This window comes from Tahibacter amnicola (assembly GCF_025398735.1).
Taxonomy (GTDB): domain Bacteria; phylum Pseudomonadota; class Gammaproteobacteria; order Xanthomonadales; family Rhodanobacteraceae; genus Tahibacter; species Tahibacter amnicola.
The window spans coordinates 2,952,005-2,966,335 of sequence record NZ_CP104694.1; the positions used below are offsets into that span (position 1 = coordinate 2,952,005).

The 14,331-nt window shown below is 63.9% G+C and carries 14 protein-coding genes; 8 read left to right on the forward strand and 6 right to left on the reverse strand.

Annotation, left to right across the window (positions count from 1 at the left end; all coding sequences use genetic code 11):
• Positions 1 to 28 precede the first annotated feature (28 nt).
• The gene (locus tag N4264_RS12425; protein ID WP_261697354.1) at positions 29 to 1,156 is read left to right on the forward strand and encodes a hypothetical protein; all 1,128 of its coding nucleotides are present in this window, start codon (positions 29 to 31) and stop codon (positions 1,154 to 1,156) included.
• Between the two features lie 428 nt (positions 1,157 to 1,584).
• On the opposite strand, the gene N4264_RS12430 is transcribed toward N4264_RS12425, so the two are convergent.
• Genes N4264_RS12430 through N4264_RS12445 form a run of 4 tightly spaced genes read right to left on the reverse strand, consistent with a single transcriptional unit; the run spans position 1,585 to position 4,162 of the window.
• On the reverse strand, positions 1,585 to 2,553 hold the full coding sequence (locus tag N4264_RS12430; protein WP_261697355.1) for a hypothetical protein: 969 nt from the start codon (positions 2,551 to 2,553) through the stop codon (positions 1,585 to 1,587).
• Entirely contained in the window at positions 2,550 to 3,407 is an 858-nt protein-coding gene (locus tag N4264_RS12435) for an ABC transporter ATP-binding protein (protein ID WP_261697356.1), read from the reverse strand. Before N4264_RS12435 ends, N4264_RS12430 begins: the two co-directional genes overlap by 4 nt.
• A complete protein-coding gene (locus tag N4264_RS12440; RefSeq protein WP_261697357.1) occupies positions 3,404 to 3,778 on the reverse strand; it encodes a GntR family transcriptional regulator in 375 nt (124 codons plus the stop codon). The genes N4264_RS12435 and N4264_RS12440 overlap by 4 nt, the downstream gene beginning before the upstream one ends.
• A gap of 3 nt (positions 3,779 to 3,781) precedes the next feature.
• Positions 3,782 to 4,162, reverse strand: a complete 381-nt coding sequence (locus tag N4264_RS12445; RefSeq protein ID WP_261697358.1) for a hypothetical protein — start codon at positions 4,160 to 4,162, stop codon at positions 3,782 to 3,784.
• Between the two features lie 191 nt (positions 4,163 to 4,353).
• On the opposite strand from N4264_RS12445, the gene N4264_RS12450 reads away from it, so the two are divergent.
• A complete protein-coding gene (locus tag N4264_RS12450) occupies positions 4,354 to 4,899 on the forward strand; it encodes a glutathione peroxidase (RefSeq protein ID WP_261697359.1) in 546 nt (181 codons plus the stop codon).
• A 60-nt stretch (positions 4,900 to 4,959) separates the two neighbouring features.
• Here the strand turns inward: N4264_RS12450 and N4264_RS12455 are convergent, their stop codons facing one another.
• Positions 4,960 to 6,681: a bifunctional sulfate adenylyltransferase/adenylylsulfate kinase gene (locus N4264_RS12455; RefSeq protein WP_261697360.1), complete on the reverse strand. Its 1,722-nt coding sequence runs from the start codon at positions 6,679 to 6,681 to the stop codon at positions 4,960 to 4,962.
• 66 nt (positions 6,682 to 6,747) lie between these two features.
• Positions 6,748 to 8,634 (reverse strand): ATP-binding cassette domain-containing protein, encoded by a 1,887-nt coding sequence (locus N4264_RS12460; RefSeq protein ID WP_261697361.1) that lies wholly within the window; start codon positions 8,632 to 8,634, stop codon positions 6,748 to 6,750.
• A 172-nt stretch (positions 8,635 to 8,806) separates the two neighbouring features.
• Between N4264_RS12460 and bamJ the strand changes: the two genes are divergently transcribed.
• From bamJ to N4264_RS12490, 6 genes are all read left to right on the forward strand, one after another.
• On the forward strand, positions 8,807 to 9,574 hold the full coding sequence (gene bamJ / locus N4264_RS12465) for a BamJ family beta-barrel-assembly machinery protein (protein WP_261697362.1): 768 nt from the start codon (positions 8,807 to 8,809) through the stop codon (positions 9,572 to 9,574).
• 174 nt (positions 9,575 to 9,748) lie between these two features.
• Complete coding sequence (locus N4264_RS12470) at positions 9,749 to 11,107, forward strand: UDP-glucose dehydrogenase family protein (RefSeq protein WP_261697363.1); 1,359 nt, start codon at positions 9,749 to 9,751, stop codon at positions 11,105 to 11,107.
• A complete protein-coding gene (gene gmd / locus N4264_RS12475) occupies positions 11,104 to 12,228 on the forward strand; it encodes a GDP-mannose 4,6-dehydratase (RefSeq protein ID WP_261697364.1) in 1,125 nt (374 codons plus the stop codon). The genes N4264_RS12470 and gmd overlap by 4 nt, the downstream gene beginning before the upstream one ends.
• 1 nt (position 12,229) lies before the next feature.
• Positions 12,230 to 12,448, forward strand: coding sequence for a SlyX family protein (locus N4264_RS12480; protein ID WP_261697365.1), 219 nt, complete (start codon positions 12,230 to 12,232; stop codon positions 12,446 to 12,448).
• Positions 12,449 to 12,518: 70 nt separating this feature from the next.
• Positions 12,519 to 13,094 (forward strand): DUF2058 domain-containing protein, encoded by a 576-nt coding sequence (locus N4264_RS12485; protein WP_261697366.1) that lies wholly within the window; start codon positions 12,519 to 12,521, stop codon positions 13,092 to 13,094.
• 117 nt (positions 13,095 to 13,211) lie between these two features.
• Positions 13,212 to 14,273, forward strand: coding sequence for a hypothetical protein (locus N4264_RS12490; protein WP_261697367.1), 1,062 nt, complete (start codon positions 13,212 to 13,214; stop codon positions 14,271 to 14,273).
• Positions 14,274 to 14,331 lie beyond the last annotated feature (58 nt).

Consider the following 14,331-nt stretch of genomic DNA (forward strand, 5'->3'; position numbering starts at 1 on the left):
TTAGTGTTTGATATGTCTGGAGATTGAAATGCTGAAACGTTTGGCTCTCGCCACCGCGCTGTTCGCGTCCGCTGCCTGGGCGCAACAGGAAGTGTCTTTGACGGCACAGGACATCGAATCGGGCGCAGCCGACGCAAAGCTCGCCGCGCTGGGCCGCGAAGCGGCGGCAACCGGCAGAGAAGTCGTGATCAATGCGCCGAAGGAATGGCACGGCAAGGTCGCTGCGAAGGTCAAGGCCGGCGGCAAGGCCGAAGTGAAGCTCAATGACAGCTTCTTCGAGAACGTGGTCGTTCGCGTGAGTGAAAAGGCCAAGGCGGCCGAGCCGCCGAAGCCCGTGGAACCGGCCAAGCCAGTTTCGCCCACGCCAGCCCCGGCTCCCAAGCCCGCCGAGCCGCCCAAACCCGCGCCGGCCCCGGCTGCTCCGCCCAAGCCCGTGCAGCCGGAACCCAAGCCGGCGCCGGTCCCGCCGCCGCCCGCTCCGGAACCCGCGCCTGCGCCGGTGACGCCGCCGCCGGCAGCGCCGACGCCGCCGCCTGCCCCGGTTGCCAAGCCGGCTGAACCGGTGAAGGCCGCACCGGCCGCCGATCCGGTTGCCGCGGCGAAGCAGCGCCTGGAACAGTCGCTCAATGAAGGCAAGGAGGCGATGGGTGAACTCGACGCCTCGCAGCTCGTGCGTGACGACGTGATCTACGTGGATGGCCCGGTCAAGGCCGTGACGCGTCGCGAGCGCCTGCGTTCCAACCTCTACTGGCTGAACGGCGACATCAACCTGCAGCGTGCGGAACTCAAGCCGCTCGCCGCCAACCGCTACCAGGTGATGGACAAGCTGGTTGCCTCCGAAAACGCCTCGCTGCGTACCGAGGCGCCGGCTGGCCCGCTGATGTTCACTGGCAAGGTGCCGGCAGAGGGCGACGCGGAACGCGCATCGCTGGAAAAAGCCTACGGTGAAGGCCGCTCGGTAACTCGTACGGTTCGCACCGATCAGCTGCGTCGCAACGATACCGTCTACGTCGGCAAAGACGCGGCCATCGTGGTCCGTCGTGACGGCAGCGAGTTGGTGCGCTACTGGCTGGACGGTGAAGTCGATCTCAACCAGCGCGGCCTGCAGAAGGACGGCGCGGCCAAGTATCGCGTCATCAGCGATACCGTGAAGTAAGCCGCCGCTGCGTTCGCGTCATCAAAAAAGCCGCCCTCGGGCGGCTTTTTCGTGGGCGTGATTTTGCGATCACCAGGCGGGTTGCGAACCGCTTGCGAGGAGTGCACTTGTCGAGCGACGCAGCGAACCGGCGGCGCATCGTGATCGCACCAGCGGTTTCCCGCGTCCGGCCACGCGTCCCTGTCAAATGCGTCCGCTCGGATGAGAAAGTGGCGACAGCAAGTCATTCACTGCACGAATCCTTCCTGCCGACAGTGGTTGATCAAACGGCCCCCGCCCAGACGCCGTTGCCCTGACATCCCCCGGCAGTGGCATCCGCTCACTGCGTTCTGGAAGGCATTGATCCGGGCAAGCAACGTGCGCTGCGGCGAGCCCACAAAAAAGGGCGACCACGATGGGCCGCCCTTGATTGACCATGGTGGCTTGGATCAGCCTTCGTCGCGCCAACGGCGCATCCAGATCGCACCGACAATCATCGCAGCACCGGCCAGCACGCCCAGCCACAGGTTGGGGCTGCTGAGCAGGTCGGTAATGGCCGAGCTGTCCAGTGCCTTGATCCAGTCCTTCGGGCCATCGGCGTTCTCGAAGCGTTCCATGTTCGAGTCGTCCAGCCATTGGCCAGGCATCACGCTGAAGAGGATGCGGCTGACGATGTGCTTCCAGTACCAGTAGTTGGGAATCTCGAAGCTGTACATCAGCTTGAACAGGGCGATGGTGGTACCCACGCCGACCGGAACCAGCACTGCCCAGAGGAAAGGCACGCGGCGGGCAAAGGCGGAGCACAGCATCAGCCAGCCGATCGTGGGCAGCGCCCAGAGCGCGTTAAGCGGAATCAGCATCAGCAACTTGGCACTGACGGAGAAGGGTTCCGCCGCCGTCCACAAGGTTCCGATGGCCTGCGTGCCGCCGTGAATCGCCACGAAGATCGTCAGAACCAGCAGCAAGCCGAAAATCAGGGCAATGGCAGCAACCGTCGCCATCAACGGTGCGACCAGCGTCGCCATGAATACTTTCGACAGCACCACTTCTGTATCTGACACCGGCAGCGACTTCCAGAACAGGATGCTGCGATCGCGTCGTTCGTCGTACAGCGAATTGAGCAGGTAGAAGAACAGGACGATACCGAGCACCATCGCGATCGGGAACGACACGCCGAACAGTCCCAGATTGATCGCAGCGGTAACGTCGGCCATCTGGTCAGGCGAGAGGTGATTCGCCAGTGCGCTGAGGTGGATCTGGCTGACCTTGATGTCGTGGCGACGGACTGTCATTTCGGCCGTCAGCAGCGCCATCGCGATGACCAGCAGGACGACCCCGCCGGCGATCGTCGGCGCCCATTTGAAGCCGCCGCGATTTTCCCAGTATTCGCGCTTGAGCAGCCACAGGAAGGTATTCATGCGTAGGTTCCTTTCATCGTGGCGACAAAGAGGTCGGCGATGCTGGGCTTGTGCATCTCACCCAGTTCGGCCAGGCGTCCCTTTTCCACGCCATCGAACAGAAAAATGGATTTGCCGAAGATCTGCCGTTCACCGATTGGGCTCAGCGCACGGGCGGCCGGCGCCTTGTCGGGATTGACCATCACTTCGATGAAGCGCTCGGCGACGTGATCCATCGTCGCGTTGAGGATGATCTTGCCGTCGCGGATGAACATCAGGTCAGTGAGGATGTGCTCGACTTCCTCGACCTGGTGCGTCGTGACGATGATCGTCTTTTCCTCGTCGAAGTAGTCGTTCAGAAGGTTCTGGTAGAACTCCTTGCGATAGAGGATGTCCAGGCCGAGCGTCGGCTCGTCGAGCACCAGCAGCTTGGCATCGATCGCCATCACCAGCGCCAGATGCAACTGCACGATCATGCCCTTGGACATTTCGCGAACCCGCATGCGCGGCTTGAGCTTGGTGCGGGCGAGGAAGTGCTGGCATTTTTCACGCGAGAAGCGGGGATGTACGCCGGCGACGAAGTCCACTGCCTCTTCGACGCGCAGCCAGCGTGGCAGCACCGCGACGTCGGCAATAAAACATACCTGCTGCATCAACTGGTGGCGCTGGCGGCGCGGGTCAAAGCCCAGTACCGACAGGTCGCCACCGAAATCCGTCAGGCCGAGAATGGCCTTGAGAGCAGTGGTCTTGCCCGCCCCGTTCGGGCCGATCAGGCCGACGATACGGCCGGGTTCGATGTCGAAGCTGACACCGTCCAGGGCGGTTGTCGTCTTGAATCGCTTGCTGAGGTTGCGCGCTTGAACCACGGCGGTCATGCCGACTCTCCTTCCTGATTTCGAGATTCCTGCACCAGTGCCTGCACATCCAGGCCCAGGCGCTTGAGACGGGCATACAGTGCTGGCCATTCCTCGCGAAGAAATCGCTCGCGCTCGTTCTTCAGCAGTGAATCGCGCGCGCCCTCATTGACGTACATACCCAGTCCTCGCCGCTTCTCGACCAGCTGCTCGTCCACCAATTCCTGATAAGCCTTGGACACCGTGATCGGATTCAGCTGGAAATCCGCGGCCACCTGGCGTACCGAAGGGAGTGCATCTCCCTCGTTGAGCACCCCGTCCAGAATCATCGCCACGACGCGATCGCGCAGCTGGCGATAAATCGGGGTGTTGTCATTCCAGGTAATCGTCATAAGTCATTCCCGGCTCACATGCGGCATCACTTTGCCAAACGAATAGTAGGGCATGTCGAAATTGACGCGTCCCACTGTCGGTGCAGTGCGCAGTGGCCCTGCCGTGCCAAGCCGGCTCACAGAGGCCACCGTGTCATCGGTGGACGTTTCGCCGCGTGCCAGTTCCAGGTCTTCTGCGCTCGGCCGGACAGTAACCTGTGGCAGCGTGACGACGTGGCTGATGCGTTCGGGGGCGACGTGGCGGGCGGGGACGGAAGCGGCGGGGACGGAAGCGGCGGGGACGACGGTCGACGGCGGCTTGCCGCGGGATTCCCGGTCGATGGTCGAACCGACCACAAACAGGCTGGATGCGACCAGGACGGTGGCGATAGCGCTGGCTTTCATGGGTGGCTCCTCGGTGAACCGTTGGACTAGTGTTGTAGTCAACTATAACACCTAATCTGCCAGGGTCAAGCACTTTTGCGAAAATCCGTCCAGTGTTTCGGGCGACACGAGAAATCCCTCCTGGAATCACGAAGTTGCGAGGAGCGGCCCGGTATACTCCGCCTCCCTGACGGATGAACCTGGAGGCGCGAATGCGCGGTCGGATCGTTTTTTCGGTAGTGCTGTTACTGGGAACGGGCGTCGCGGAGGCCTGTACAGACCTCCTGCACCAGGAATTCCGGCCCCTGGCGGGCAAGGCGCCCGTGAATCTGTGCAAGGCCTTCGAGGGAAAGGTGCTGCTGGTGGTCAATACCGCCAGCAAATGCGGGTTCACGCATCAATATGAGGGGCTGGAATCACTGCACGCCAAGTACGCCGCGAAGGGCTTTGCGGTGGTGGGATTTCCGTCGAACGATTTCCGCCAGCAGGAGCCTGGCACCGAGCAGGAAATCAAGGAATTCTGTACTTTGACCTACGGTGTAAAATTCCCGATGTTCGAGAAAGTGCACGTCGTGGAAGGACAGGCCGTTCCGTTCTACCAGAAACTGGCCGCGGAAAGCGGCGGACGTTATCCGAGCTGGAACTTCTACAAGTATCTGGTAGGGCGCGACGGCAAGGTCGTGAAAGACTTCGGCAGTCGCGTTGCGCCCGATGATGCCGAGCTGGTGTCGGCGATCGAGAAGGCGCTGGCGCCCTGACGTGGGTGCCAGTCCGTCGCGCGGATTCCTGGCGAATTCGCGCGACGTGAGGTCCGGTCGTTACTGACGGGGACGGATCAGTCCCAGGCTTTCCAGCTTGAGCACGATGCGTTGCACGGCTTCATCCGGACCGATATCGCTCGTGTCGATGCGCAGCTCAGGTGATTCCGGCGCCTCGTAGGGGTCGCTCACGCCGGTGAACTCCTTGATCTTGCCGGCGCGGGCGAGGGCGTACAGGCCTTTGCGATCGCGCTGTTCGCACACGTCGATCGGCGTCGACACGTGAGTTTCGACGAACATGCCGTAGTGGGCCACCATCTCGCGCACGGTCTTGCGCGCCTGGGCATAGGGAGCGATCGGGGCGCAGATGGCGATGCCGCCGTTCTTGGTGATCTCGCTGGCGACGAACCCGATGCGCTGCACGTTGAGGTCACGGTGTTCGCGCGAGAAACCCAGCTCCGATGACAGGTGCTTGCGCACGATATCGCCGTCGAGCAGCGTGACCGGTCGTGTGCCCAGTTCGAGCAGACGCACCAGCAATGCATTGGCGAGTGTCGACTTGCCGGCACCGGACAATCCCGTGAAGAACACCGTGAAGCCCTGCCGGTGCCGCGGGGGATGTGTCCGGCGCAGCTCGTCGATCACTTCCGGATAGGTGAACCAGTCCGGGATATCCAGGCCTTCATGCAGGCGGCGTCGCAATTCCGTGCCGGAAATAGTGAGGACGGTCTCGCCGGCGTGTACCTCGTCTGCCGGCACATACTGGGCGCGTTCCTGGATGTAGACCATTTCCTGGAACGGCACCATGGCGATTCCCAGTTCCTCCTGATGCCGGGCCACCAGCTCCTGCGCGTCGTAGGGGCCATAGAACGGCTTGCCGTCGGCGCCGTTGCCGGGACCGGCGTGATCGCGGCCAACAATGAAGTGCGTACAACCGTGGTTCTTGCGGATGATCGCGTGCCAGAGTGCTTCGCGCGGCCCGCCCATGCGCATCGCCAGATGCAGCAGCGACAATTGCGTGGTCTGCTCCGGGTAGTGCGTGATCAGTTTTTCGTAGCAGCGCACGCGCGTGTAGTGATCGATGTCGCCCGGCTTGGTCATGCCGACGCTGGGGTGGATCAGCAGGTTGGCCTCGGCGATCTGCGCGGCGCGGAAGGTCAGTTCCAGGTGGGCGCGATGCATGGGATTGCGCGTCTGGAAGGCCACGATGCGGCGCCAGCCCAGTTTGTCGAAGTGGGCCCTAACTTCCCGTGGCGTCAGGCGCAGGTGACGGAAATCGTAGTGCGACGGCATCTCCAGGCCGCGGATGCGGCCGCCGACGTAGATCGGATGCGCCTTTTCCGCCAGGTAGGCGACGCCGGCGTGCAGGCGGTCCGTCGTGCCGAACACCGCGATGGCTTCGGCGGTGCGGTCCGGCTCCCACTGCTCGGAGATATCCAGGATGGCGAGGATGACGCCTTCCGGATCCCGCAGCGCGATGGAGGCGGCGCCGCCGAGCTTTTCGGCAAATTCGCGACTGACATCCAGGGTGACCGGCATCGGCCACAAGGTGCCGTCGGCAAGGCGCATGTCCTGGCAGACGCGCTCGTAGTCCGCCCGACCCATGAAGCCTTCCAGGGGCGAGAACGCCCCGGTCATGAGCAGCTCCAGGTCGCACAGCTGGCGGGCTGTCAGGTCCCACGCCGGGTACTGGCCGGCTTCGCGCTTGAGGGCGGCGTGCTCGCCGGCGGGGGCGATCAGGTCGACGAGACGGCCGCCGTGCGGCGCGATCAGCTGGGTCATGATGGAAGACTTGCCCTGGGGAAAGTCCGCAAGTATAGGGCAAGGCCCGAACCGTACCGGATGGGCCTAGCCGGAGGCCTGCTCCAGCGCCTCCTGGGCCTCCAACCAGGCTTCCTCGATCGAAACCAGTTCGGCACTGAGTTCGCCCAACTGCCGGCTCAGTTCGGTGGCGCGGCTGGGCGGACCTTCGTAGAGGGCCGGATCTTCCAGCTGGACTTCCAGGGCTTTTTTCTTGCCGGCGAGCTCGTTCATGCGCTTTTCCAGCTTCTGGACCTCGTTGCGCATCGGGGCGAGGCGTGCCCGTTGCTCGGCGCGGTCGCGGCGCTCGTCCTTGCGCGAGGCGCTGCTGCTGGCCGCCGCGGAGGTAGCCTCCCTGGGCGGCGCGGTCTGGCGCAGCACGATGCGGGCGTAGTCTTCCAGGTCGCCATCGTAGGGCTGGACGCGTCCACCACCGACCAGGAGCAGCGTTTCGCAGCAGGTCCGGATCAGCGCACGGTCATGCGCCACCAGTACCACCGCGCCGTCGAAGCCGTTCAGGGCTTCGGTCAGTGCCTCGCGCATGTCCAGGTCGAGATGGTTGGTCGGTTCGTCCAGGAGCAACAGGTTAGGACGCTGCCACACGGTCAGCGCCAGGCAAAGCCGGGCCTTCTCACCGCCAGAGAACGGCGCTACCGGTTCCAGGGCGCGATCGCCGATGAATCCGAAGCCGCCCAGGAAATCCCGCGCCGCCTGTTCGCCGATCGTCGGTTCCAGGTGTTTGAGATGCTCTACGGCGCTGGCCCGCGGATCGAGCTGTTCGAGCTGGTGCTGGGCGAAATAGCCGATGCGCAGCCCCTTCGCCTCATGGCGTTCGCCCGCCATGGGGGCCAGGGCGCCGGAGAGCAGCTTGATCAGGGTGGATTTGCCGGCACCGTTGGCGCCGAGCAGGGCGATACGGTCGCCGGGTGCCAGGGTCAGCTTCACGCCTTGCAGGATGACCCGCTCGCCGTAGCCGGCAACGGATTCGTCCAGGCGGGCGAGCGGATAGGGCAGGGACTCGGGCTCGCGGAATTCGAAACGGATACTCGATGCCGCGCGAATCGGGGCGATATCGACCATGCGTTCAAGCGCCTTCACGCGGCTTTGCGCCTGGCGGGCCTTGCTCGCCTTGGCCTTGAAGCGATCGACGAAGCTCTGCAGATGAGCGCGTTCGCGCTGCTGCTTTTCGAACTGGGCCTGTTGCTGCACCAGTCGCTCGCTGCGCTTGCGTTCGAATCCGGAGAGGTTTCCGGCGAACAGTTCCACGCGTTCGTCTGCAATCTCCAGAATGTGACTAACCACATTGTCCAGGAATTCGCGGTCGTGCGAGATCAGCAGTAGCGTTCCCTCGTATCGCCGCAGCCAGTCTTCCAGCCAGAACACCGCGTCCAGGTCGAGGTGGTTGGTCGGCTCGTCGAGCAGCAGCAGGTCCGAGCGGCACATCAGGGCCTGGGCGAGGTTCAGGCGCATCCGCCAGCCGCCGGAGAATTCGGCGACGGTGCGGCTTTCGTCCTCGGACGTGAAACCCAGGCCGTGCATCAACTCGGCGGCACGTGCCGGCGCCGAATAGCCGCCGATGGCATGCAGACGTTCGTGCAATATCGCCTGACGGGCGGCATCGTGCGCGGCTTCGGCGGCCTGCAGATCCGAAACAATGCTGCGGTATTCGCGATCGCCGTCGAGGACGAATTCCACCGCAGGCTGGTCCAGAGCAGGGGTTTCCTGGCGCACATGTGCCATGACCCAGTCGCGGGGGCGCGAGAAATCTCCGGAATCGGGTGCCAGTTCGCCGGAAACCAGGGCGAACAGGCTGGATTTGCCGGCGCCATTGCGGCCGGTGACACCCACGCGCCAGCCGGCGTGCAACTGCACGGTGGCGTTGGAGAAAAGCAGTTTGGCGCCGCGACGCAGCGCTAGCGAATCGAACTTGAGCATCCCGGTAGTTTAGCGCCCGGCGAGGTGGGTTACCCACTTCCGGAACTAAATCACGTTGCCATTGTCGCAGCCCGCCGAGCGTTTGCCTTCACGAGAAGGCGTCGCCACAATACGCCGCCCCGTTGCGCCTAGCGGCCGTCGGGCCGCCATATAACCATTCCAGGAGCAATTCATGAGCCAGTTTTTGCAGAAGAGCCTGACTGCGGCAGCCATCGTCGCGGCCCTCGGCACCGCCGGCGTTGCCGTCGGTCAGGAGCTGAAGACGGAAAAGGATAAAGTGAGCTACATGGTCGGTATGGACGTGGGCCGCGGCATCAGCCAGATCAAGGACGAGATCGACATGGCGATCGTGGTCCAGGCGCTGCAGGCGACCGTCAAGGGCGACAAGACCGCCCTGACCCAGGAAGAAGCCCAGAAGGTCCGCCAGGAGTTCATGACCAAGCTCCAGGCCAAGCACGCGGCTGACGAGAAGGCCAAGGCCGAGAAGAACAAGAAGGCCGGCGACGAATTCCTCGCCAAGAACAAGACCAAGGCCGGCGTGAAGACGACCGAGTCGGGCCTGCAGTACGAAGTGGTCAAGGCCGGCAACGGTCCGAAGCCGAAAGATACCGATACCGTCGAAGTGCACTACACCGGCACCCTGCTCGACGGCACCAAGTTCGACAGCTCGGTTGACCGCGGCCAGCCGGCCACCTTCCCGCTCAAGGGCGTGATCCCGGGCTGGACCGAAGGCCTGCAGCTGATGCCGGTCGGCTCGAAGTACAAGTTCTACATCCCGGCCAACCTGGCCTACGGCGAGAACGGCCCGGGCCCGATCGGCCCGAACGCCACGCTGACCTTCGACGTGGAACTGATCAAGATCGTTCCGCCGGCCGAGAACAAGCCGGCTGAAGCGCCGAAGGCCGAAGCCAAGGTCGAAGCCAAGACCGACAAGAAGTAATCCCGGTCTCGCGCGAACGAACACGCAGGGCGCGGCGTCATTGCCGCGCCCTGTTTCGTTTCACAGAACGGAAGGGTGAGCGCGGTGGCAACCGCGATATGCACCCGGTGCGGGCGCAGGACGGGTCCTGGCAGCCTGCTAGAATGACCACCTTTTGCGGCGCAGTGGAATTGCATGAACGTTACGGTTTTCGGCACGGGATATGTCGGTCTGGTCACGGGCACCTGCCTGGCCGAAATGGGTAATGCCGTCGTCTGTGTCGATGTCGATGCGAACAAGATCGCGCGCTTGAACGGCGGCGACATTCCCATTTACGAGCCGGGACTGGAGGAACTGGTCCGTTCCAATCACGCGGCGGGCCGTCTTGCCTTTACGATCGATCCGGCGCCGGCCATTGCCCACGGCGACGTGATCTTCATCGCGGTCGGCACCCCGCCCGACGAAGACGGCAGCGCTGATCTCACCCACGTGCTGGCCGTCGCCCGCACGATCGGCCGCAACCTGGGCGCTGCCAGCGTCATCGTGAACAAGTCCACAGTTCCGGTGGGAACGGCGGACCGGGTTCGGGAAGCCATTTCCGCCGAGCTGGCCGAGCGTGGCGTCACGATCGAATTTGACGTGGTTTCCAATCCCGAATTCCTCAAGGAAGGTGATGCGGTCAACGACTGCATGCGGCCGGACCGCATCGTCATTGGAACCGACAGCGCCCGTGCGATCGGCCTGCTCAAGGATCTCTACGCACCGTTCAACCGCAATCACGAGCGGATCGTGCTGATGGATGTGCGTTCCGCAGAGCTGACCAAGTACGCCGCGAACGCCATGCTTGCCACGAAGATCAGCTTCATGAACGAGATGGCGAATATCGCCGAGCGTGTGGGCGCCGACATCGAACTCGTGCGCCATGGTATCGGCTCCGATCCGCGCATCGGCTACCACTTTATCTATCCTGGCGTGGGCTACGGCGGTTCCTGTTTTCCCAAGGACGTGCAGGCACTGGACCGCATCGCCACGTCGCACGGCTATACCGCGCGGCTCCTGCGTTCAGTGGAAGAAGTCAACAACGCCCAGAAAAGCAAGCTTTTCGTCCAGATCGAGCGCTACTTCGACGGCGATCTGCGGGGCAGGACGATCGCCGTGTGGGGCCTGGCGTTCAAGCCCAATACGGACGACATGCGCGAGGCGCCCAGCCGCCGTTTGCTCGAACAGCTGTGGGAGGCTGGCGCATCCGTGCGCGCCTACGATCCCGAAGCGCGCCAGGAGGCGCAGCACATCTTCGGTAACCGGGACGACCTCACCCTGTGCGAACAACCCTACGACGTGCTCGATGGCGCTGATGCACTCGCCGTCGTCACGGAATGGAAAGCGTTCCGCAGCCCTGATTTCAAGCGTATCCGCGCGCGCCTGGCGCGTCCGGTGATCTTTGACGGCCGCAATATCTACGAACCACGTGTGGTGGAAGCGGCCGGTATCGCCTACTACGGCATTGGTCGCGGCCGCAGTGTCGACGCGGTGCGACGGTCTGCCGGCGCATGACCCGTCGCGCGCTGCTGACGGGCATCACCGGACAGGACGGCGCATACCTTGCCGAGCTCCTGCTCGGCAAGGGCTATGAAGTGCACGGTATCAAGCGCCGCACCTCGTCTTTCAACACCGAGCGCATCGATCACCTCTACCACGAACCGGATGAGGCCGTGCCCAAGGTGCACCTGCACTACGGTGACCTGACCGACTCGCTCAGCCTGCTGCGCGTGATGCAGCAGGTGCAGCCGGACGAGATCTACAACCTCGGCGCGCAGAGTCACGTCGCGGTATCTTTCGAGGATCCGGAGTACACCGCAGACACCGATGCCCTGGGCACTCTGCGCCTGCTGGAATCCATGCGCGTGCTGGACCTCGGCGGTCGCTGCCGCTTCTACCAGGCCTCTACCTCCGAGCTGTTCGGCCAGGTCGCCACGTCGCCGCAGGACGAAACCACTCCGTTCCACCCGCGTTCGCCCTACGGGGTGGCAAAGCTGTACGCGCACTGGATCACGCAGAATTACCGTGAGGCGTACGGCTTCTTCGCCTGCAGCGGCATTCTCTTCAATCATGAATCGCCTATCCGCGGCGAAACCTTCGTCACGCGCAAGATCACCCGCGGGCTCGCGCGCTGTGCCCTGGGTCTGCAGCAGTGCGTCTACCTGGGCAACCTGGATGCCCGCCGCGACTGGGGCCATGCCCGCGACTACGTCGAAGCCCAGTGGCTGATGTTGCAGCAGGCGCAGCCCCGCGACTACGTCATCGCGACCGGGCGCCAGCATACGGTGAGGGATTTTGTCCGGCGGGCGGGTGCTGCGATCGGCCTGGAGCTGGAATTCCGTGGAAGCGGTGTGGACGAGCATGCTGTTGTCACCCGTTGCCAGGTCGATGGCGCCGGGCTGGCGCCGGGCGCGGTGATCGTGCGAATTCATCCACGCTACTTCCGTCCCGCCGAAGTCGACACCCTGGTCGGCAACGCCGCGCGTGCGCGGGTCGAACTGGGCTGGCAACCGCGTACCAGCTTTGATCAACTCGTCGACGAAATGGCGCAGGCTGACTTGCAATTGGCCCTCCGCGAGGCGCGCGGGCTGGTAGGATCACGCCACGGCCGTCACCTGATAGAAACCTTGAACTGACATGGCATCGACTTCACTCGAAGAACGCCTGACCGAGCTGGAAGTGCGCTTTGCCTTCCTGGAAGACACCGTCTCGGTGCTCAACAGCACCATCACCTCGCATGACCGGCTGTTGCTGGAGATCCGCGATGAGTTCCGGCGCCTGCGGGCCGAGCTCGGCGCCGTGCGCGGTGCCCTGACGCACGACCCCGCATCCGAACCTCCACCGCCCCATTATTGAAACCGGCCGCGCGCGTTGCGGTCGGATAAACGCTGTCGTCCCCTCGTCATACCCCGAAGAATCTCGCACCATGGCTGACTCGCTGCGCGACCAACTGCTAAAAAGTGGATTGGTCCAGAAATTGAAGGTGGAGGCCAAGCCGGCACCCAAGCCCGCCTCGCGCCCCGCCGGTTCAGGTAAACCCCACCACCACAAACCCGGCAACCCGGCGCAGGGCAATAACAAGCCAGCCGGCCCACGGAGCGGCGAGCCGGATCTGGCCCAGGCCTATGCGCTGCGGGCAAAAACCGAGCGTGAAGAACGTGACCGTGCCCAGCGCGAAGCCGAGCAGCGCGCCCGGGAGAAGCGGGAGCGCAAGGAAAAGGTCGCGGCGCTGCTGCAGGGCAAGACCCTCAACGTGGCGGACGCCGAACATCCGCGCCACTTCCCCCATGGCGGGAAGATCCGGCGTATCTATTGCACGTCGGACCAGCTGGCCCAGGTCAACAAGGGCGAGCTGGCAGTCGTGCAGCAGGCGGGCCGCTACCTGCTGGTTACTGCCGATATCGCCCGCCAGATCGAGGCGCTCAATCCCGAGGCATTGGTGCTGCTCGTCGACCCGAATGCCCCGGCGGACGATGACGTGCCGGCCGATCTGATCTGGTAAACCTCCCAGGCTTCGGGGCCAGCCCCGAAGCCTGGCGGACGGGACGGGTGCGCCACGCGGAGCTGGCGAAATTGTCCAGCGGGAGCACAATAGCGCTGTCCCGGTCCGGAGGTTCCCATGCGACCCCTCTTGTGCCTGGGCGCCGCCCTTGTCTGCGGCGCCGTCGCGGCATCACCGCCGCCGCGTTTTCCGCCCAATGCCGTCTGGCATCGCGATATCAGCGCCGCTCCGCTGCACCCTGATTCCGGCGCCATGCTCCAGTCCCTGTCCAACCTCGGTGGCTGGGGGAACGGCAACAAGTTCCAGATCGACCTGTCGCTCCATGTGCTCAATGATCCTGGCGGCACGGCGCCGATGATCGATATCGTTCCCAATCCGGAGGAGTACTACACGGGTGCCTGCGACAATCATGCGGACGCGGCGCGAACGTTTCCGTTACCGGCTGGCGGTGCGATCGAGGGGCAGAACGGGTACAGCTGCGACAACCTCTGTGCCGACGACAGTTGCGACGACTGCCACCTGCTGGTGGTGCGCGGACGCATCCTGTACGAGGCGTACAGCAGCAACGTCGTCAACAACACCCTGGTGACGCGCTGTGCCGTGCGCTGGGATCTTGACCGCGTCTATCCGCCGGAAGGACGCGGCGACCAGTGCACCAGCGCCGATGCCGCCGGTTTCCCCATCGCACCGCTCCTGTTCAATGCCGACGAAGTGCAAGCGGCTGTCAACGCGAACGGCGATCTGGGGCATGCGATCCGGTTCATCCTGCCGAATCCGCGCATGGCAGCAGCGACGTTCGTGCATCCGGCCACGCATGGCGGTGCGCCCAGCGGACCCAGTACGACGGTGCCGTACGGCGTGCGCATGCGGCTGAAATCCTCGTTCAACATGGCCAATTACAACGCCGCCGGCAAAGTACTGCTGCGTACGATGCAGCGCTACGGCATCGTGTTGGCGGACGGCGGAAATATTGCGGTGACCGGCGAAAGCGACGCTTTCACCACCGCGAAATGGGCCACCCTCGGCGTGACCACGGTGATGTTCAATCCCGGCGTCGGCAATCCGCCCGTGACGGTCAATGACTTCGAGATCATCCAGACGGGCGCGCGCATTCCGCTCACCTACAACTGCGTGCGGACTCCCGAAGACTTCCTCTTTATCGACCACTTCCAGTACTAGGGCGAAACGCGCTGGCGCGGCCAGCCTGTTCAGGCCTTCCTGGCAATGGGGCAGAGGC